Here is a 17,586-nt window from a genome sequence, read left to right as displayed (position 1 = left end):
ATCCTCATGGTTTCGGTAAATGTTCTAAAAAGCGTCAGCGGTTAGAACGTTTACCGAAACCTTGAGGCCTCAAAACGGGTCCATGTTTCATTAAGGAATTCTCTTAAATCGTGTCCAAGATATTGACGTAATACCAAAATGATACTCTACATAGAATCATGTTTTACTGTCTTTGACAGTTGCATAGTGTATGATAGTATAGAAATAACACTATTTAATAAGGATGATAAAATGCAGGGATATAATGTATTAATGATTTACAATAAAGATATGACGCAACTATTAATGTGCAAGAGATTGAAAGATCCGTATAAAGGATTGAGCAATTTAGTCGGCGGCAAAATCGAGAAAGAGGAAGCTGGAATCGATGCAGCATATAGAGAACTTTTCGAGGAAACGAATCTATCAAAAATAGATGTTACACTACACCATTTAATGGATTTCACCTACCATGTGTATAATATCTATATAGAAGCATACGTAGGCAGAGTGAACGGTTCTGTGACTGTTTCTGGAGATGAAAATGAACTGTACTGGTCAGACTTAAATCACGACTTTTTTGACAAAACCCTTTATGCTGGCGAAGGTAACATCGGACACATGATCGAACAAGTATATATGTCTAAAGATAAGTTGTTTCCTAATATTACTGATTAGCAGCTTCTTTAGAACCATACATCTAGTAGCTTAAAATGGTCTTCGAAGTCCAGGTCGTTATATCGCTAGTCTTGTGCCTGTTGCTTATCGGTCACTGGCATGCTGTTTATAGAAAGAAAAAAATACATATTAAGGAGCCGCTTTGACTCACCATTACCCAGCTATTCATCTCTTACACTACTTTTTAATACGTCAAAAGGCCAAAACAGAAATACTGTTCTGGCCTTTTGAATTATTTGTTGTTATAAAATTCAACTGTCTCCCTTTACCCAGGGTAAGACGATATTATCAAAGACCACGTCGTCGACTAGGATCCGGTTCAGCCAGTAAGGGGCGTTGCCCGGGGCAATGATTCGAGGCGCTAAGATCACCGCCGAGCGAAGACCGCTTGCTTGGATGACTTCCGCCAATTCTGTGGTCCCATTCCCATAAGGATAGGCAAAGTCTAAGACTTCAACACCTTCGAGCTCGGCTTCGATTACCGCTTTGCTCTTAACCAGGTCTTCAGCGAACGCCGTCTGATTTGAGTCATCAAAAAAGACGGGAGCATCATCGACCAGGTAATGCATATCATAGGTATGGGAGCCGACACTGGCCAAGCCTGAATCGACCATTTCCTGGATCTGGGTCCAGCTGGCCATTTTCAAGTTGTTGAAATTACTGCTCCCCACATGGTTAGCGATGGCATACAAGGTGAAGGGGATGTCATAACGTTCAAGTATTGGAAAGGCGTTCTCATACACCGTGATGTCGATATCGTCAAAGGAGACCCAGACACATTTGTCGGGGAATGCCCCTTCTGCTTGAAAGGCCATGATTTCCTCAAGGGTCGCAAAATAAGCGCCTTCCTCTTTAAGGGTTCTCATCTGCCTGTCGAACTCATCGGTATAGACCGAATAATACTGGAGCTCATCGCTTTGCGTCAAGGTCTCGATGACCGTCGTCGACAGCCGCCCGTCGCGCACCCGGTGATAGTTTAGCGCCAGGCAGCCATTCGTTTCCAGCGGCTCTGGGAACGTCATGACAGCTGTCTTTTCGTTCTGACCTTTACTCAGCACGAACCAGGCCGCCAACAAAACGAGCAATATACCAGTCAAGTATGTCAGTCGGTTTCTCTTATTCATAGTCATCGTCCTTTTTTATCGGGTTCAGATCGAACGTGATGGCTTTCATCCCTTGAAGCTCTTCATAGACTGCCGGGTCAAGCATCTCAAGCTGCAGCATATCCTCTCTCGAGGCCGGTTTCGGGTAGCGCCGGCGCTTGAGTCTGCCGAAGCGCCGTTTATTGTAGACGCTCCACCCCAGCAGGCTCACATAGATGACCAGGAACAAAAGCACGATCCAGAAGGTAAATAGCCGGACGTCAAGACTCGTCATTTTAAAAACGATACGAAAGAGTGCCGGATAGCGGTGGTCGAGACCAAACAGGGCATCGATAAAGAAATAGACCACCGACAGGCAGTACACCCAGACCAGCAGTGAAAATAGCACCACTACCCCTTCTCGCCACCAAGTTCGGTGCGACTTTATAATGAATTGTTTGTTTCGCTCTCTTTGCGCGCGCCGCGGTCCGGACTGGTCCATACGGCATCCCCTCCTCTTATCCGACTTAAAATAGCTTTAGGGAAAGCCACAATCACGATCAAGGTATTCACGATCCAGTAGACGAATGGATACCAGGAACCGAAAAAGAAATAGCGCCAGACACTGTCCTGCCTGCTGTCTATAAAGATCGACGACAAGAGCTGGATCAGTGCCAACATGACTAGGAAAAAGGCCGAGAAATTGAACCAGATCAACGCGTCCTGGATTGTGTCAGCCGTTATTGAAACATAACCGATCATCACGACCCAGCTATACGACCACAATAGACTCAGCCACTGTTCGATATAAATCGGCCAAATACGGCGGTGACACCAGTTCAGCATGACTTTCCAGTGCCTTAGAATCACTTCCTGCCCGCCCTGAGCCCATCTGACGCGCTGTCTCCATAAACCGCTCAAGGTCTCAGGGACCAGCATCCAGCATAATGCCCGCGTTTCGTAGCGGATATCCCAGAACCGTTGCTGGAGCTTCCAGGAAACTGAAATATCTTCCGTGATCATATCCGTATCCCACAAACCGACATCGACCAAAGCTTTTTTACGAAAAGCGACCACGACCCCTGACACCGTCATGACCTTGCCGAACACCCGCTGGGCCCGCTTGATCGCCCCGATGATCGACGCATATTCCACGATCTGGAGCTTTGCCAGCAAGGTATCCCGGTTTCTGATCCGTGGGTTGCCGGTCACGGCACCAAGGCGTTCCCCGCTCGTTATAAAGTTGGCGATCAGGTAGTGGACCGCGTAGTCGTCCAGGACAGCATCCGAGTCGACACACACAAGATATTCGGCTTTGGATGCAAAGCTAGCCAGTTTCAACGCTGTGGCTTTCCCGCGGTTTTCTTTAACATCAATGATCCGAAGGTCTGCATAGTCTTTAGCTAATCTATGTAGGATCTCACCGGTCTGGTCACTGCTGCCATCATTGACCGCAATGATCTCTTTATGCGGGTAGGCGAGCTTATCCATATAAGCAATCGTTTCTTCGATCGTCTCCGCTTCGTTGTAACACGGGATCAAGATACTGACCAAAGGCCAGTCTATCCCTTCCCACTCGCTGACTGCTTTCGGTTCTCTTCGGTTACGGAAAATATGCGAACCCGCGATCCACACCAAAGACATCACCAGCGGATACCAAAAAATAAACAGCCAAACCCCTTCGATCAAATGTGCCATACTCATTCCTTCTCTCCGTCCTATGTAGAAAAAAGACAGGAGAATTCTCCTGTCCGTACATTATAAACTATAGTGTATACATAATTAATTTATTAATATAACATGTGTTAGTTCAATTATACACAAAAAGTATGGAAGTTTCAACAACATCTGTTAGTCAACATTAGAAGTTTCGACAAGCTACTACAGAGATTTGGACCAAGACTATACCTCGCCCAATATTCTTAATACAAACAGCTTCAATGCTGCAGACAGAACTGAGTTAATCGAAAGAGCTAGAAAGCTTGAAGAGGAAGCAATATCTCGTATTACTCCAACATTAATCCAAAATGGTTATACAGTTGAAAAGCAACCTCATGGATCGCTGGGGGATATCGTAGCAATTAAAGGAAAAGAAGCTTGGCATATTGATTTTAAGTTTACAAGCGAATTAGAAAAGCATTCTATAGGTTCAGGTCGGACATATCAAGAATTTCTATTTCGACTAGGTAGATTAGCAGTATTTCAAGGTAAAGTAACTAAGTACTCTATCTTAACCAATATCCGAGTGATAGGCCAATAAATGATTGAAAGATACAATCCGCGGCACATAGATATTGAACTAAGTGTACTATGCCTTATTCGTGACGGCTACGAAGAACTCTTCTTCCAAAAATAACAAAGTCCCGCCAGGCATCTACGCTTGACGAGTTTTCTCTATTTTTCAGTTAAATTGAGCAGCTCCTCTATAGGCTCATACCCTTTGTCGTTAAAGACATACTTCCGTACTTCACCATTGATGGTGGCAGTGATCAGCCCAAACACCTGACCTGGTTTTTTCCTAAAAGTCATGGGCAGCTCACCAAAGAACTCGGACCCGAAGGATGATTCAATAAAGTCCAGTTCATTAAAATGGATTGTCCTGATGAAGTTCAAGATGTTAAACTTGATCTGTTCTTCGAGACTCAAGTCTCCAGCTTTCAGCATTTTCTTTACAGCTATTTCTGAATACTTCAATTGGCCATCCCCTTTCATTTCACTTCCTATACTTATCCTCAATCACTCTGTAGTTCTCATGATTAATCTTGTCCCACTCGGTTTTCTTGTAATCAAGCCCTTTGAGTCTCTCATTAATCCAATCAGAATCGTACTCCTTGAAATATTGTGAATCAGCCCAAGCCTTCATGTCCTTATGCTCTGGATGCTTTGGATTGCGGTAAGCTTCAAGGAATTCATAAAACCCATGGATGCCACCGACATCTTCCGGCGGAGCCGTCTCTGCCCCATCAAGCAGTGTTGGGTATCCGAAGTAATAATCATCAACGATTTCTTCAAGTTTAATGGTAAACCACCAATCATCCCCAAAGTCATAGTTGTATCGGATCTCTTTATACTTTTCCAGGTAATCATCAATCTTCAGTCCGGTAGGCTTTCTGACCTCTATTTTTAATCGCTCCTGATGATTCTTTTCAAACTGAATCATATTGGCAGGCATTGATTCCAGTCGTTCTTCATAATACTTCTTGTTCTTTATGTAATGCTGATGCTCCATATACGCCTCTTCATTATCAGTGACGATTCTCTTCTCTTTAGGAAGATCAAACTCATAGAGATGATAACCTCCCCCTGGATACCCACTTTGAAAATTCGTCACATTCTGAATGACATCATGAAGCCTTCTGTATGTAGCGCCAGCTGGCATGATGACCCTTCTCCAAATTAATGGATTTGATTCTTCAAGTTGTATTTTGATTATATATGATTTCATTTAACTCTCCTCGTTCATTTCTCTTGGCGTAAATCCGTTATTCTCACATAACCTAGTATTGTCCATCAGATTCTGTATCAGCACTTTAAGTTCTTTCAACTCATTGTTCGATAATTTCAATCTATGTCTATCGAAGAAGTTATCCATTCTGTCCTTCGCATCAATGTTCTTGCTTAATATCTGAATCTCCAGGGTAAGTCGATCTGCTTTCTTCTTGTTCCAATACTTGTTCCTGATAAACTTTCTCAGCTCAATGAACTCTTCATCTTCCACGAAATAATCTCGGCTTGCATATCTTTTAATTTCCTCTTTGTCCGGGACATAGTAAGGTTTGTGTTCTTTAGATTTCAACAAAGAATCAAAGCTATCATCTATCAATACATCAAGGTTAAAGAAGTAGTCATCATTAATTCCAATAAACTCTGTGACTTCTTTGCCCCTTTCATCATAATCCTGAATAATTCATAGCTATCTGTGGATAACTATTTCACTGACTATTTTCGTTCATTTGAGTATTTTTGTTGTCTTGACTGGCTCGAATAAAGTCGGTTCAGGCAGATTATGATAGGCTCGCCCAAAAAAAGGGTATACCACCCCCTTGGTTTTACACTACTTAAAAAAAGACGTCTGACTCATTCAAAAAGCTAATGCAAGAGGACAAGCGATTGAATATTCTCAAGCACTTCCCAAAAGAGGGAATCAAATACGTGAGATGATGCTAAACGAACTCTTAGTTGCCTGGCATGACTCGTTAGCCTTCCTGCAATATGAAAGAGTTTGAAACGAATTGTTGAAATGGTCGACCGTTTCATTTCCTTTGGAAAGGTCGCTTCTTTCATGAGATGGACCAAATTGTAGGCGATACAACTCATCATCATTCGAGCTTGATTCGCCACATAAGTCGAGCTGTCGGTCTTATCAAAGGAAAACCCATTCTTGATTTCTTTGATACAATTTTCCATCGTACCACGCTTTTGATACAGCTTAAATACAGTTTCGGCAGAGAGTCCATGAAAGTTAGTGACAATAAACTCATACTTAGTAAACAGAAGGTTTCCAGCTTCACGAGTCGCTTTTACAGCGACTTCTCGGGAAATATCCCAACTACCTGCTTGATAGTCCATAATAAAATATTGGTGTTCGTCCTTAGTGAAGTCCGTGGTTTCTCCATAATGCACGCGGTGATGTGCGAGATCTTTCAGTTTATGATTCACTTCAACCGAATCACATACTTGACTTGTTCTTCTTCACAAAGGGAATAGATCTCTGGTTTGGCAAAGCCACTGTCTCCACGAACAGTCAGAAACATCTCACAAGAATGTTTCTTGTGCTGACGGATAATAGCGGCTAAAAAGTCTTCTGCCGCATTGGACGTATAGACATTTCCAGGACGAAGGCGGGCATCTAAAAACAATCCAGTTAATCCGTCAAAAGCGACTAAAGGATGGTACCCATTGGTACCGTAATGCGTGTTGAAATCTGTGTGTTCTTGATGGCCAAAGGTGTCCGAGTGCGTAGAATCGATATCAATCACCATGTGTTGTGTGTTCGTATGGTGGATCCAATCATCTGTCAAGCCTTTGGCGATTTGTTGGAATTGAGCCACATTTTCTTCAGTCAGTTCATGAATAAAGCGAGAAATCATGGATTGAGAAGCGAGCTGATCTTTTCCAAGCCCTTGCTTTAGAATAGGATCTAGGCGTAGACGGTTCGCAGCGGAATCTTGTGGATAACCGGCGATGAGTTGTACGATTAGTTGCTTCAATATTTCTTCGTACTCATGAATACAATAGGCACGAGAATCATTTAAATGAAAGAACTCCTTAAGCATCTCATCAAACTTAATCTTGTGTAAAAACTCAAAAAGTAAAAGAAGTCCGGCATCATTGGACAATTGTCCTCCATCGTTTGAAACAATCATATTTGAGTTGAATTTCAGCGATTTTTCTTGTAAAGTTTCCATATAAGAGCACACCTCTTTTTGGTATTTGGGTTTTGGTTGACTTTACAATATCACAGAGTGTGCTCTTTTTGTATCTTTTTTACTTCACCCAACGGGTGAACAATGAATAGAGTGGTAAACGGTATTAATACGGGATAAATGCTAGTTCTGACAAATAAGTATGAATAAATCAGGATTTAAAGTATTTTTTTAATATTCGCTTAAGCTAATTTAATTATTTTATTACATCGTTTTTTGCTACTGACTCATATTCGAACGTAGTCAATTCCGAATATAACAGATCATCATTTAGCAATTTCAGTAATGCATTTTTGGATACTTTTGTGTCTATTACTAATTGCTCACTTTCTTTGTTTATTTTAATTGGATGTTCTTCAAAAAACTTATGCTTATTAACAAAATCTATAATCTTCTTTCTTGAGACTTTTCCAATAACTTTAGGATCTTTATATATTTTTGTTAGTTTTCTAGCAAAAGTTATATCCTCGATTTCATCTTTTAAAGGCTCTATATCTTGTATTAGATTAAATCTTTCGATAGCTTCTAGACCTTTAAGTGCTTCTTTTTTTATTATACCGTCAAATCCAGTCAACTTCTCCAATTTGATGAGATCGAAAATATAAAATTTTTCATTGACAAACATAAAATGAAAATTTATGTCAACTTTTAAAATATCTTTTTTAAATCTCTCCAACCTATTATGATGAGGAACCGGAAAAATAGCGAAATTATCTCTTTTCAATAGGCTAATTGGATAATTCTGCTTAAATAATATAATGTTTTCTTCAACATTTCCTATTACTATAATAAGTCCTTTTATACTCGAAAACTCATCCTCTCTATGGTTAAACACTTGATGCTCATCTTCTGATGAAATCGGTGTCTCTCTCATTTTAGCGAAAAGTTCCGGCACTTCCTCTAAATCATATTCATAGACTGCATCCACTCTATCGTCTGCTGATGATAACTTTATTATATCTGTTTCGGATACTTCAACAAGTCTGTTATTTAATAATTCAATATATTTTTCTAGCAATTCAGAAGTTGTATTATTATCACTGTCACCATCTTCCAAATTAGCAAATTTAATAATATTCTCACTATTTTCAGACTTCATTAAGAAAAATAGTTTAAGACCAACATCTCCATTAATTAGATTTAGTGTTTCATCAAAAGCTGACATCTTTTATTGGCTCCTTTTTTTAAGTTTTTTTCCAAAGTAAATATTACTAGATAATTTTAAACATTTCACTTTATCATTAACTTTTATATTACCTCGTACTATTATGATGCTTTCACTATAGGCTCCAGATGAGTCAGTAAACTGATAAACATTAAAACCTAAAATGGCTAGTGAAGGATTTGAATAAAAAATATTAGTCCTTACAAAGATGGCACCCATAAATACTAATAATATAATAAAAACAGTTTTCTCTCTCAATGTTTCAAGAGGTATTGCCACTAAAGGAATTATATAGGTTGCAAGAAATGTAAGATGTTCATAGTTAATGTCAGTCACTTTCGTAATAGTTAATGGTAAATTCTTTCCATCCCTTCTTAAGTCGTTTAAATACAATAAAGCAATTATTGATATTAATAATACCAAGGAGGAGAATATTGAAAAAGAATTATCTCTGAAGCTTGCTTTCAAATCTGTTTCAAGCACTATTAACAAAAGAAATAACGGCGATAGTGAAATCAAATAAAAGCAAAATTTCATGATTGTTTCTTTCATTTTCATTAAATCTCCTCCTAATTAGTTATTTCAACTTGGAAAGGACTTACTTAGTCAATATCGAAGTCCTCATAAACCTACTTACTGTGTTTTTGAAATCAAAAAATATATAACTATTTACTTTTAAATTCTATAGTATTTTTAAACTTCATTAACGCTTCCTGCCATGTCGGTATCTCAAACCCTGTCGCTTTTGCTTTACTTAAGTCCATTATGGAATGCTTAGGTCTTGTTGCTTTTTGAGGAAATTGAGTTGAATCTACTGGAACTATTTCGATATCTTCATCTTTTAAAATTTCTTTGGCAAATTCGTACCAGGAGCATGAGTCATCGTTGGATAGGTGATAAATACCAAAAGCTGCTTCTTTATCCACTAAATGAGTAATGAATTCTGCTAGAGTGCGTGTCCACGTTGGACGTCCATACTGATCGTCTACGACTGTCAATTTTGGATGCGTTTCGGCAAGTCGTTTCATTGTATATACGAAATTATGACCATACTCTCCAAATACCCAAGACGTACGAACGATATAATAGTTGGACATTTCTTCTTGAACAGCTTTTTCACCTGCTAATTTTGCACGTCCGTATTCGTTTTGCGGGTTGGTTTCATCGTCGACTTGATATTCATTTGTATTTGTTCCATCAAATACATAATCTGTACTGATATAGACTAGTGATGCATTTATTGCTTTAGCAGCTCTGGCTACATTTTTCGTCCCGTCAACGTTCACATTCCAGTTGGCTTGCTTGCCTTCGTCTTCCGCTTTATCTACTGCTGTATAGGCTGCACAATGATAGACTACTGTAGGCTGTGCTTCAGAAAAGTGATCCATTACAGCTTCTGCATCAGTTATGTCTAGGTCTTGGTAATCAATGCCAATATAATCCGTGCCTCGTTCTTCCAATAACTTCGTTAATTCAGTTCCTAATTGTCCTTTTGCTCCTGTGACCAATGCTTTCATTTTAAATCCTCCTATAATAGTTGCTCTGGTATATGGAAAAAGACCTGCTTTTTGTAGCAAGTCTCATTCAGATTTTTAATTTTTTATAGCTCAGCGCGTTCCTTCAAAGGACGCCACCAATCTTCATTATTCTGATACCATTCGATCGTTTCTTCAATCCCGGTATCAAATGTGTATTCAGGTTTCCATCCGAGTTCAGTTTCAAGTTTGGTTGGATCAATGGCGTAGCGCTTATCATGTCCCAAACGGTCCTCGACATAAGTGATAAGGTCTTTTGAAACACCCAGCTTATCAACGATTATATTGACGATTTGGTTATTGGTGCGCTCATTGTGTCCACCCACATTATATACTTCGCCCTTTTTGCCCTTACGCAGAACTAAGTTTATCGCCTGACAATGATCTTTGACGTGTAACCAGTCACGAATATTTTTTCCGTCACCGTAAATCGGTAATTTCTTTCCATCCATGGCATTCGTGATCATTAAGGGAATCAGTTTCTCAGGGAAATGATAGGGTCCGTAGTTGTTTGAACAACGTGTTATATTGACATTCATGCCATATGTCTCGTAGTAGGAACGAACGAGCAAGTCTGCTCCAGTCTTACTGGCGGAATAAGGACTGTTTGGGGCTAGTGGTGTATCTTCAGTAAAGTAACCTTCTGGGCCTAGTGAGCCGTATACTTCATCCGTTGAGACTTGAAGGTATTTCTCAATACCCATTTCCTTGGCAACGTTCAATAAGGATAATGTGCCTTGAATATTTGTCTCGACAAAAATCTCAGGATTTAAGATACTGCGGTCCACATGAGATTCTGCAGCAAAATTGACAAAGTGAGTAATCTCGTGTATTTTCACCAAATGACGGACGAGTTCTGAATTCGTGATATTTCCTTCTACAAATATATGATTTGAATTATCCATAACATCATCAAGATTATGAATATTCCCTGCATATGTAAGTAAATCCAAGTTTACGACTTTATCTTCTGGATGGTTTTCCAGGATATAATGTACGAAGTTGCTGCCAATAAAGCCTGCCCCACCTGTAACTAATATATTCATTGGCTATCTCCTTCCCATACAAAATCGTGTACAGCATCATTCAGTCGAGGATGTTTTTCATCTTTACCAGAAAGAATCACGTTAGTCATTGGCCATTCGATACCAATATCTGGATCATCGAAAGCAATACCCGCATCATGTTCAGGTGAGTAGGATTCATCTACTTTATACTGAACATTTACATTACCTGTAATGGTACAGAATCCATGTGCGAATCCTTTAGGTACTAGTAGTTGACGATGGTTATACTCACTAAGGATATACCCTTCCCATTTACCGTAAGTAGGCGAACCTTTTCTCATGTCAACTAACACGTCATAGATAGCACCCGAAGTGACACGCACTAGTTTAGTTTGAGCTTTAGGATTACGTTGATAATGCATACCACGTAAAACGCCAGGTTCAACAGATAACGAATGATTATCTTGAATAAAGTCATTTGTTATGCCTGCTTCATGAAACTTTTCCTTTGTATAGCTTTCTGTGAAGAAGCCGCGATGATCCCCATGAACATCTGTCTCAACCATAACAACGTCTTGAAGGTTTGTCTTTATAATTTTCATTTATCAAGTACTCCTTCCATTACACTTTCCTCAGCAATGCGCAGTAAGTATTGTCCATATCCATTTTTCTTTAAGGGTTGAGCTAAATCAACAAGCTGATTATGCGTAATATATCCCATTCGAAAAGCTATTTCTTCTAAACAGGCCACTTTAAGACTCTGTCTTTTTTCAATGGTTTCAATAAATGTGCCTGCTTCCAGTAATGATTCATGTGTACCGGTGTCCAGCCACGCGTATCCACGTCCCATGACTTCAACATCAAGTTCTCCCATTTCTAAGTACTCTTGATTTATATCAGTAATTTCGAGCTCTCCTCTATGGGAAGGTTCAATATTTTTTGCGATATCTACGACTTTATTATCATAAAAGTACAATCCCGTTACAGCATAGTTACTCTTAGGATTTAAAGGTTTTTCTTCGATCGAGAGAGCCCTCATTTCAGTGTCAAATTCGACGACACCAAAACGTTCAGGATCATTAACGTGATACCCAAAGACTGTAGCTCCTGATGGTTTAGCAGCTGCGCGCTGTAACATCTTAGAAAGTCCTCCACCATAATAAATGTTGTCTCCTAAAATCATACAGACCGAATCGTCACCAATGAAATCTTCTCCAATAATAAATGCCTCAGCTAACCCATTTGGTTCTTCTTGAACGGCATAAGATAATTTTAACCCTATTTCTGACCCGTTACCAAAAAGTTGTTCAAATCGAGGGGTATCTTCTGGAGTAGATATGATTAATATATCTCTTATACCAGCTAACATCAAAGTTGACATTGGATAATATATCATTGGCTTATCATAAATTGGCATCAGTTGTTTTGACACAGACTTTGTAAGAGGATACAAACGAGTTCCGCTTCCTCCTGCTAGAATAATTCCTTTCATAAGCAACTCCTTTTATATTTTATTATAATAACATGTATTTATCGATAATCGTCACTTACAAGTTCCCAAAATACCCTATATGAGTTAATTTGATGAGTACGCGTAAATATTATTTTTTCTCTATCGTTCTCATATTTGATGTCTGTAGATACATCCTCTTTATGATGAATTTTAATTTTCGGTTGGTATCTAATACAATGATTATCTCTATTACATAAGTAAAATAATATTTCTTCTTCAACATATAAAAAGGTGTACGGATAAAATATATAATCCTTATTTGAAAAATATTTTTTTGAAAAAATCAATGCTGAACCATGTAGAGGTACATTTGTATGCTCATTGTCAGGGTCATAAAGTACCGGCGCTCTATTCATTTTGTATAAAAGAATTTGACTATTAAAAATTGGATATTTACGCATGAATAATTTTATGCTTCTTTTTAATTTCCATATTAGATTTGGTTCCTGAATTTTTTTTAGAATTTCTTTATTTTTATTAATTTTATTTTCGATGTCATTAGCAGATTCTATAGGTTTAAATTGCATTGGATTTTGTGGAATGTTGTTGGCATCATATATATATGGGCCTAAAATTGAGAAACTGCTATTATTATATTCTTCATCAATTAATTTAAGAAAATTCGATTGATTTATTATCGTGTCATTATTCAACGCTATTAAAAATTCTGGATTATATTTATTTTTTGCATAGCTCGCTCCAAGGTTATTACCTTTAGCGAAACCTAAATTATTTTCTGACGTAATCACATCAATAGATGTACTATTTTTAAACTTTTCATTTAAGATATTACTACTTTCATCTTTAGAGCCATTGTCAATAATTATTATTGAATAATTTTCACTTTTTATATTATTCTCGATTGATTCTACGCACTCAATGGTATCTTTAATAGCGCCTTCTAAAAAATGAAGTATAATAAAACAATATTTCATAAAATCTCTCCTAAAATACTTTTCTATTTTTTAAAAAAAGGTAGTAAATATTTATGCTGCTTTGTAATTACTATAGCAGTTATATATGATATTACGCCAAACAGTAACTTGATAATTGCTGACAATAACAAATTATCAAATTCCAACTTATTAGTTAAAAATAATGAAAAAAAGACAAGGAAAAAAACAAAGATATCTGGTATAAACAATTGTATGAAGTTAGTGAATGAGCGTTTCCCAAATCCTTTAACTACCAACATATAGAAAGACATAAAAAAATTCAGATTATATGCTATAGTAACAGTTATCGCTACAGTATTTATATCACCTATAAAAACACCTAAAAATATTGAAGAGACTATCAACACTGCAGAATACGATCCGGTTCTAAATAAAAGCTTAGTATCCCCAATACTTTGAAAGATTGCTCCAGTACTTGAAGTGACCATTTGAGCCCATATGGATAGCGCTAATATCCTAAAACTACCAATAGATTCATACCATTGATTTCCATATAATAGTATAATTATTTCTTCGCTAGAAAAAAAAGAATAAGCAGTTACAAAAACAGCTATTAACGAAAGTAATTTGACTACTCTAATATATCTCACGAATATGTACTCTTTATCATCTTGATGTAATGATAATATTGGATGTAGTACCGGGGTAATTACATGTGTCAAGTTTTGTACTGGATATAACATTAGTCTATATGACTTGTCGTAAAATCCTAAAGCTTCGTTACCTAAAAATCTGCCAATCAACAAATTATCCATATTTCGAGATAAATAATTTATGATACTGAATGCAAATTGATATGAAGAAAAATCTCTAATCTTGTCAAAACTCTTTCTATTATCCGATCTAGTAAATTTAGGTTTAACAGTAACCATATTCCAGATAAATGTAAAGAGAGATACCAATATAGAATGAAGTACTAAAGCATAATATTTAAATCCTACTAAAGCTAGCGCTATAGTTAAAATAGCAGAACTAATTGACACTATGACTAATCTTAAATTTACAGTTCTAAATTTGTGATTTTTCAACAAAACTGCATTAGGTACAATATTTAATGTATTAAAGAATAACGAAAAACTTAATAAAATTCCAATAGGAATATATACAGTATTGGAGTAAAATATTGAAATTGGACCTGAAAAAAATGCAAAGAATAGAGACATAATTAATCCTATATATATGGTCACTGAAAAAAGACTATTTATATCATTATCATTTATATCAGTATTTTGAATAATAGCAGGTCCTATCCCCATGTTCGCTATGAGAGTAAAGAGTGAAGTAAATACAGTAACAACAGCTACTATTCCGAAGTCCTCTGGACCAAGTATCCTAGATAATATTGCTCCATATATAATCTGGATAATAACATGAGTATACTTTCCTAGAAAATTTATTATTGTAGCTTCTTTAATAGATGTAGTTTGATTATTGATTTTCATTTGTCAATTCCTTCAATACTTATTTAGTTGATATTACTTTTACATTTTAACTTTAATACTTTAATAAGGCTAAGTTTATTTCACTATTTATGAGCACTGCTATTCCTATAGTCTGAATTGCTAACTCTTCAATTGCAACTTTTCGTTATAATAAATTAATAAATCTAAAAAAAGTGATAACAAAAATTAGTCTATTACTAACTAATTTTTTCAAAAGTAATAGGCTATTCCCACATAAAAATATAAGGAACAATGCCTGCAGTATCTGCACTTGACATAATATTAAAGTAAATCAGAGGTGAAATTATAACTAAAAATAATCCTATTCCTTTTATATCATTAGATTTTAGATTTGCTATTACATTAGGTATTAATATCAGTAATGCCGTTTTAAAATACCACATTACTCTGGCTGCAAATGTCAGTTGTAACGACAATACATTAAAGCCAACTGCTAGAATTAACATTTGCAGTAATAAATTTAGGCCATTATCTTCTGTTAGATTATTTGTTTTCTTTAAAATTAATGTAAGTAAAATTATACTAACTAAAAGAATAAGCATGGTAATACCATCTCCTGATCCCACGTAAGAAAGGTATTGTTGATAACCAAAAACATTTAAAACTATATTAATAATTCTACTTCCTAGTAGACCTAATGTAAGAATTAAACCTGATACTAAGATAAGATATTTTGTATTTAATTTTATCTTAGACAAGGGATATAATATAAAGAAAACTATAGCAGTGGTATGGAAGAGAGAGGCAAAGGTAACAACTAAAGAGAATTTATATAAATTATTGTGATTTAAATAATTTATACTAGTGAGACATATAGATATTGCTATGAACATTCGAATTAAATTTAATGATGTACCAAAAAAATATAAAACTATAAATAAATAGAAACTCAACCAAGGTATTTTTGAATATTTATATATAAAAATAGTAAATGATGAAATAATAAAGCCGCTAGTAAATATAATAAAAAACCTTTCACCACCACCAATTAAAGATAATGCTTTATTTAAGTATAGAAAACCATATTCAAATCCCCATCTTTCATTAAAATAACTTAGATCGAAACCAGAAGTATTAGAAATTAAATTAAATCTTGTTACATAAACAGGTAGATCTGTACCCACTTGTATATCTCTGACAGCAGAGATGAAAAATAAAATAAATCCTACAATAACTACATAAATTAATTTAGATTTCTTGATTCTAGATACTTTCAGTAGAAAAGGTTTTATTAGTACTAAAATTAAACTTCCAATATATATAGCCATACTATTTACAACACTCCACTTCTAGAAAACACTTAATAATTTATAGTAACTTCTAACATAAACTTATTGACTGAACCACCATTTAAAATTATAGCTTAATTGAACTTTTAATCTTTAATTTTCTTTATCATATCATAGACTCTATAACAATTATTTCCATCTTTAAATTTAATATATCTTGATGATAATCTATTTGATTGAATATTAAATGGGTCATATTGCGTTTTAATGTGCATTTTTATCTTTGTAAATAATTCGTCGGCATTAAAGACTGTAAGTTCACTAACTTCCTCGTCACTAATATAAGAACCAGGTATCGATCTGTAATATTTATTTTTATCAAATTGAAATAATATTATTGGTTTTTCAAGATAAAGAAAATCAAAGAATATACTTGAATAATCAGTAATCAAAATTTTAGAATTTATAATACAATTCTGAATATTGGTACCGTCATCTAAAAAGTGAATATTACTCATATTATTAAGTCCGCTTACGTTGTTAAGATACTTATTCATTAACTTATGAACATAAATTTCTAGAATGAAATTATGTTCTTTTAAATACTCATTGATAGCTTTACTAGAAGCAACTTTCAAAATGTTTTTGTAGTAGTTAGAATTTTTAAATTCATTTAACTCCTTGTCCGAAGGATTTAAAAAACCTCTCTTAAACCAAGGTCTCCATGTAGGCATGAAAAATATAATATTCTCTGTTTTATTATTTTTTTTTGCTCTCTCTAAATTATCGAACCTTGGCAAGCCAGTTACAAATATTTTATCCTTTGAGAATCCCCAACTCTCTTTTATTTTAGCTTCATAATCAGATGATGCTATTATATAATTATCATTCTTTACTCTTTTATTAGCATTTTGAACAGAGACCTTTTTCAATCCATGAATACCATGGAAAATATTTATTTTCTTTATATGTTTTATATATTTACTATTACATCGTATAAGATCAATATATGATGTATCATATATAATAATTTCTGACCTGAATATTTTTAAATTCGCATTAAAAGAAAAACGTTTTAATGGTGGAGTAACTTTATTAATCTTATAATAATCTGGACTGTCTTTATCGATTATATAGTTAACATATTCATTATTATTTTGTAAATACTTAAGTAATTCTAGAATATTTTCATCACAAAATTTCCCGCTTGAACTTCCCATACTGATTGAACCTTTGAGAGTTTTACCTTTGTAAACAATATTAAAAACAAGCAGAGCTAAATATAAGTTTAAGAAATATTGAATACTATATTTAATAAAGCAAATTTTCATTATGATTTTATGCATTATCTATTCCTCCATTAAAAAGTTTTACTTGTTTAACCTAAAAAAAATAAATGTTAATACTAAAAAATTATTATGTAAATTTCAAGTTTAAGTAAGCCATCTGTAAAAATATATTTCATGAGATATTTTGCAATTATCAATCCATAAAGTGAGGGCTTGATAATAAGCTGAAGTATGATATTTTTTTGACAAGCTGTCCTAGGCCAG

General features: G+C 35.5%; 18 protein-coding genes and 1 pseudogene. 2 read left to right on the top strand and 17 right to left on the bottom strand.

Annotated features, from left to right (window positions below):
- The first annotated feature begins 231 nt into the window (after window positions 1-231).
- Window positions 232-657 carry an NUDIX hydrolase gene (locus tag BMX84_RS01520; RefSeq protein ID WP_091486423.1) on the top strand — a complete coding sequence of 142 codons (426 nt, stop codon included), beginning with the start codon at window positions 232-234 and terminating at the stop codon, window positions 655-657.
- Window positions 658-908: 251 nt separating this feature from the next.
- On the opposite strand, the gene BMX84_RS01515 is transcribed toward BMX84_RS01520, so the two are convergent.
- Genes BMX84_RS01515 through pgaC form a run of 3 tightly spaced genes read right to left on the bottom strand, consistent with a single transcriptional unit; the run spans window position 909 to window position 3,443 of the window.
- Window positions 909-1,781, bottom strand: coding sequence for a polysaccharide deacetylase family protein (locus tag BMX84_RS01515; RefSeq protein ID WP_177165423.1), 873 nt, complete (start codon window positions 1,779-1,781; stop codon window positions 909-911).
- Window positions 1,774-2,148: a poly-beta-1,6-N-acetyl-D-glucosamine biosynthesis protein PgaD gene (pgaD, locus tag BMX84_RS01510; RefSeq protein ID WP_091486417.1), complete on the bottom strand. Its 375-nt coding sequence runs from the start codon at window positions 2,146-2,148 to the stop codon at window positions 1,774-1,776. The genes BMX84_RS01515 and pgaD overlap by 8 nt, the downstream gene beginning before the upstream one ends.
- A gap of 35 nt (window positions 2,149-2,183) precedes the next feature.
- On the bottom strand, window positions 2,184-3,443 hold the full coding sequence (gene pgaC / locus BMX84_RS01505; RefSeq protein WP_091486413.1) for a poly-beta-1,6-N-acetyl-D-glucosamine synthase: 1,260 nt from the start codon (window positions 3,441-3,443) through the stop codon (window positions 2,184-2,186).
- A 187-nt stretch (window positions 3,444-3,630) separates the two neighbouring features.
- Between pgaC and BMX84_RS01500 the strand changes: the two genes are divergently transcribed.
- Window positions 3,631-3,999, top strand: coding sequence for a hypothetical protein (locus BMX84_RS01500; protein WP_091486410.1), 369 nt, complete (start codon window positions 3,631-3,633; stop codon window positions 3,997-3,999).
- Window positions 4,000-4,133: 134 nt separating this feature from the next.
- On the opposite strand, the gene BMX84_RS01495 is transcribed toward BMX84_RS01500, so the two are convergent.
- The 14 genes and pseudogenes from BMX84_RS01495 to BMX84_RS01430 form a co-directional block, all read right to left on the bottom strand.
- Window positions 4,134-4,433 carry a hypothetical protein gene (locus BMX84_RS01495; protein ID WP_246119082.1) on the bottom strand — a complete coding sequence of 100 codons (300 nt, stop codon included), beginning with the start codon at window positions 4,431-4,433 and terminating at the stop codon, window positions 4,134-4,136.
- Window positions 4,434-4,452: 19 nt separating this feature from the next.
- On the bottom strand, window positions 4,453-5,184 hold the full coding sequence (locus tag BMX84_RS01490) for a plasmid pRiA4b ORF-3 family protein (protein ID WP_091486405.1): 732 nt from the start codon (window positions 5,182-5,184) through the stop codon (window positions 4,453-4,455).
- Entirely contained in the window at window positions 5,185-5,538 is a 354-nt protein-coding gene (locus BMX84_RS01485; RefSeq protein ID WP_143058652.1) for a hypothetical protein, read from the bottom strand.
- A gap of 290 nt (window positions 5,539-5,828) precedes the next feature.
- A pseudogene (locus BMX84_RS01480) lies at window positions 5,829-7,147 on the bottom strand (IS1380 family transposase).
- 214 nt (window positions 7,148-7,361) lie between these two features.
- A complete protein-coding gene (kwaB, locus tag BMX84_RS01475; protein ID WP_091486399.1) occupies window positions 7,362-8,330 on the bottom strand; it encodes an anti-phage protein KwaB in 969 nt (322 codons plus the stop codon).
- 3 nt (window positions 8,331-8,333) lie between these two features.
- Window positions 8,334-8,888: an anti-phage protein KwaA gene (kwaA, locus tag BMX84_RS01470; RefSeq protein WP_091486397.1), complete on the bottom strand. Its 555-nt coding sequence runs from the start codon at window positions 8,886-8,888 to the stop codon at window positions 8,334-8,336.
- Window positions 8,889-8,995: 107 nt separating this feature from the next.
- On the bottom strand, window positions 8,996-9,847 hold the full coding sequence (rfbD, locus tag BMX84_RS01465; RefSeq protein ID WP_091486394.1) for a dTDP-4-dehydrorhamnose reductase: 852 nt from the start codon (window positions 9,845-9,847) through the stop codon (window positions 8,996-8,998).
- Between the two features lie 83 nt (window positions 9,848-9,930).
- Window positions 9,931-10,911, bottom strand: a complete 981-nt coding sequence (rfbB, locus tag BMX84_RS01460; protein ID WP_091486392.1) for a dTDP-glucose 4,6-dehydratase — start codon at window positions 10,909-10,911, stop codon at window positions 9,931-9,933.
- On the bottom strand, window positions 10,908-11,474 hold the full coding sequence (rfbC, locus tag BMX84_RS01455; protein WP_091486389.1) for a dTDP-4-dehydrorhamnose 3,5-epimerase: 567 nt from the start codon (window positions 11,472-11,474) through the stop codon (window positions 10,908-10,910). Before rfbC ends, rfbB begins: the two co-directional genes overlap by 4 nt.
- Entirely contained in the window at window positions 11,471-12,364 is an 894-nt protein-coding gene (gene rfbA / locus BMX84_RS01450) for a glucose-1-phosphate thymidylyltransferase RfbA (RefSeq protein WP_091486386.1), read from the bottom strand. Before rfbA ends, rfbC begins: the two co-directional genes overlap by 4 nt.
- Before the next feature lie 38 nt (window positions 12,365-12,402).
- Entirely contained in the window at window positions 12,403-13,320 is a 918-nt protein-coding gene (locus BMX84_RS01445; protein WP_091486383.1) for a glycosyltransferase, read from the bottom strand.
- A 23-nt stretch (window positions 13,321-13,343) separates the two neighbouring features.
- On the bottom strand, window positions 13,344-14,783 hold the full coding sequence (locus tag BMX84_RS01440; protein WP_091486381.1) for a lipopolysaccharide biosynthesis protein: 1,440 nt from the start codon (window positions 14,781-14,783) through the stop codon (window positions 13,344-13,346).
- A 224-nt stretch (window positions 14,784-15,007) separates the two neighbouring features.
- Window positions 15,008-16,072 carry an EpsG family protein gene (locus BMX84_RS01435; protein WP_091486378.1) on the bottom strand — a complete coding sequence of 355 codons (1,065 nt, stop codon included), beginning with the start codon at window positions 16,070-16,072 and terminating at the stop codon, window positions 15,008-15,010.
- Window positions 16,073-16,179: 107 nt separating this feature from the next.
- Window positions 16,180-17,379: a CDP-glycerol glycerophosphotransferase family protein gene (locus BMX84_RS01430; protein WP_091486376.1), complete on the bottom strand. Its 1,200-nt coding sequence runs from the start codon at window positions 17,377-17,379 to the stop codon at window positions 16,180-16,182.
- Window positions 17,380-17,586 lie beyond the last annotated feature (207 nt).

Origin of the sequence: Alkalibacterium putridalgicola, from assembly GCF_900109825.1 — a bacterium.
GTDB lineage: Bacteria > Bacillota > Bacilli > Lactobacillales > Carnobacteriaceae_A > Alkalibacterium > Alkalibacterium putridalgicola.
The sequence above is the reverse complement of the archived record's forward strand: the minus strand, read 5'-3'. Positions and strand labels throughout refer to the sequence as shown.

What these genes read in the sequence shown, in the direction of transcription:
- kwaA (WP_091486397.1), bottom strand. Translation starts at nt 8,888, where the DNA reads ATGAAAATGAAAGAAACAATCATGAAATTTTGCTTTTATTTGATTTCA.
- BMX84_RS01515 (WP_177165423.1), bottom strand. Translation starts at nt 1,781, where the DNA reads ATGAATAAGAGAAACCGACTGACATACTTGACTGGTATATTGCTCGTT.
- BMX84_RS01445 (WP_091486383.1), bottom strand. Translation starts at nt 13,320, where the DNA reads ATGAAATATTGTTTTATTATACTTCATTTTTTAGAAGGCGCTATTAAA.
- rfbA (WP_091486386.1), bottom strand. Translation starts at nt 12,364, where the DNA reads ATGAAAGGAATTATTCTAGCAGGAGGAAGCGGAACTCGTTTGTATCCT.
- rfbC (WP_091486389.1), bottom strand. Translation starts at nt 11,474, where the DNA reads ATGAAAATTATAAAGACAAACCTTCAAGACGTTGTTATGGTTGAGACA.
- pgaC (WP_091486413.1), bottom strand. Translation starts at nt 3,443, where the DNA reads ATGAGTATGGCACATTTGATCGAAGGGGTTTGGCTGTTTATTTTTTGG.
- BMX84_RS01440 (WP_091486381.1), bottom strand. Translation starts at nt 14,783, where the DNA reads ATGAAAATCAATAATCAAACTACATCTATTAAAGAAGCTACAATAATA.
- BMX84_RS01430 (WP_091486376.1), bottom strand. Translation starts at nt 17,379, where the DNA reads ATGCATAAAATCATAATGAAAATTTGCTTTATTAAATATAGTATTCAA.
- BMX84_RS01435 (WP_091486378.1), bottom strand. Translation starts at nt 16,072, where the DNA reads ATGGCTATATATATTGGAAGTTTAATTTTAGTACTAATAAAACCTTTT.
- BMX84_RS01520 (WP_091486423.1), top strand. Translation starts at nt 232, where the DNA reads ATGCAGGGATATAATGTATTAATGATTTACAATAAAGATATGACGCAA.
- rfbB (WP_091486392.1), bottom strand. Translation starts at nt 10,911, where the DNA reads ATGAATATATTAGTTACAGGTGGGGCAGGCTTTATTGGCAGCAACTTC.
- rfbD (WP_091486394.1), bottom strand. Translation starts at nt 9,847, where the DNA reads ATGAAAGCATTGGTCACAGGAGCAAAAGGACAATTAGGAACTGAATTA.
- kwaB (WP_091486399.1), bottom strand. Translation starts at nt 8,330, where the DNA reads ATGTCAGCTTTTGATGAAACACTAAATCTAATTAATGGAGATGTTGGT.
- BMX84_RS01490 (WP_091486405.1), bottom strand. Translation starts at nt 5,184, where the DNA reads ATGAAATCATATATAATCAAAATACAACTTGAAGAATCAAATCCATTA.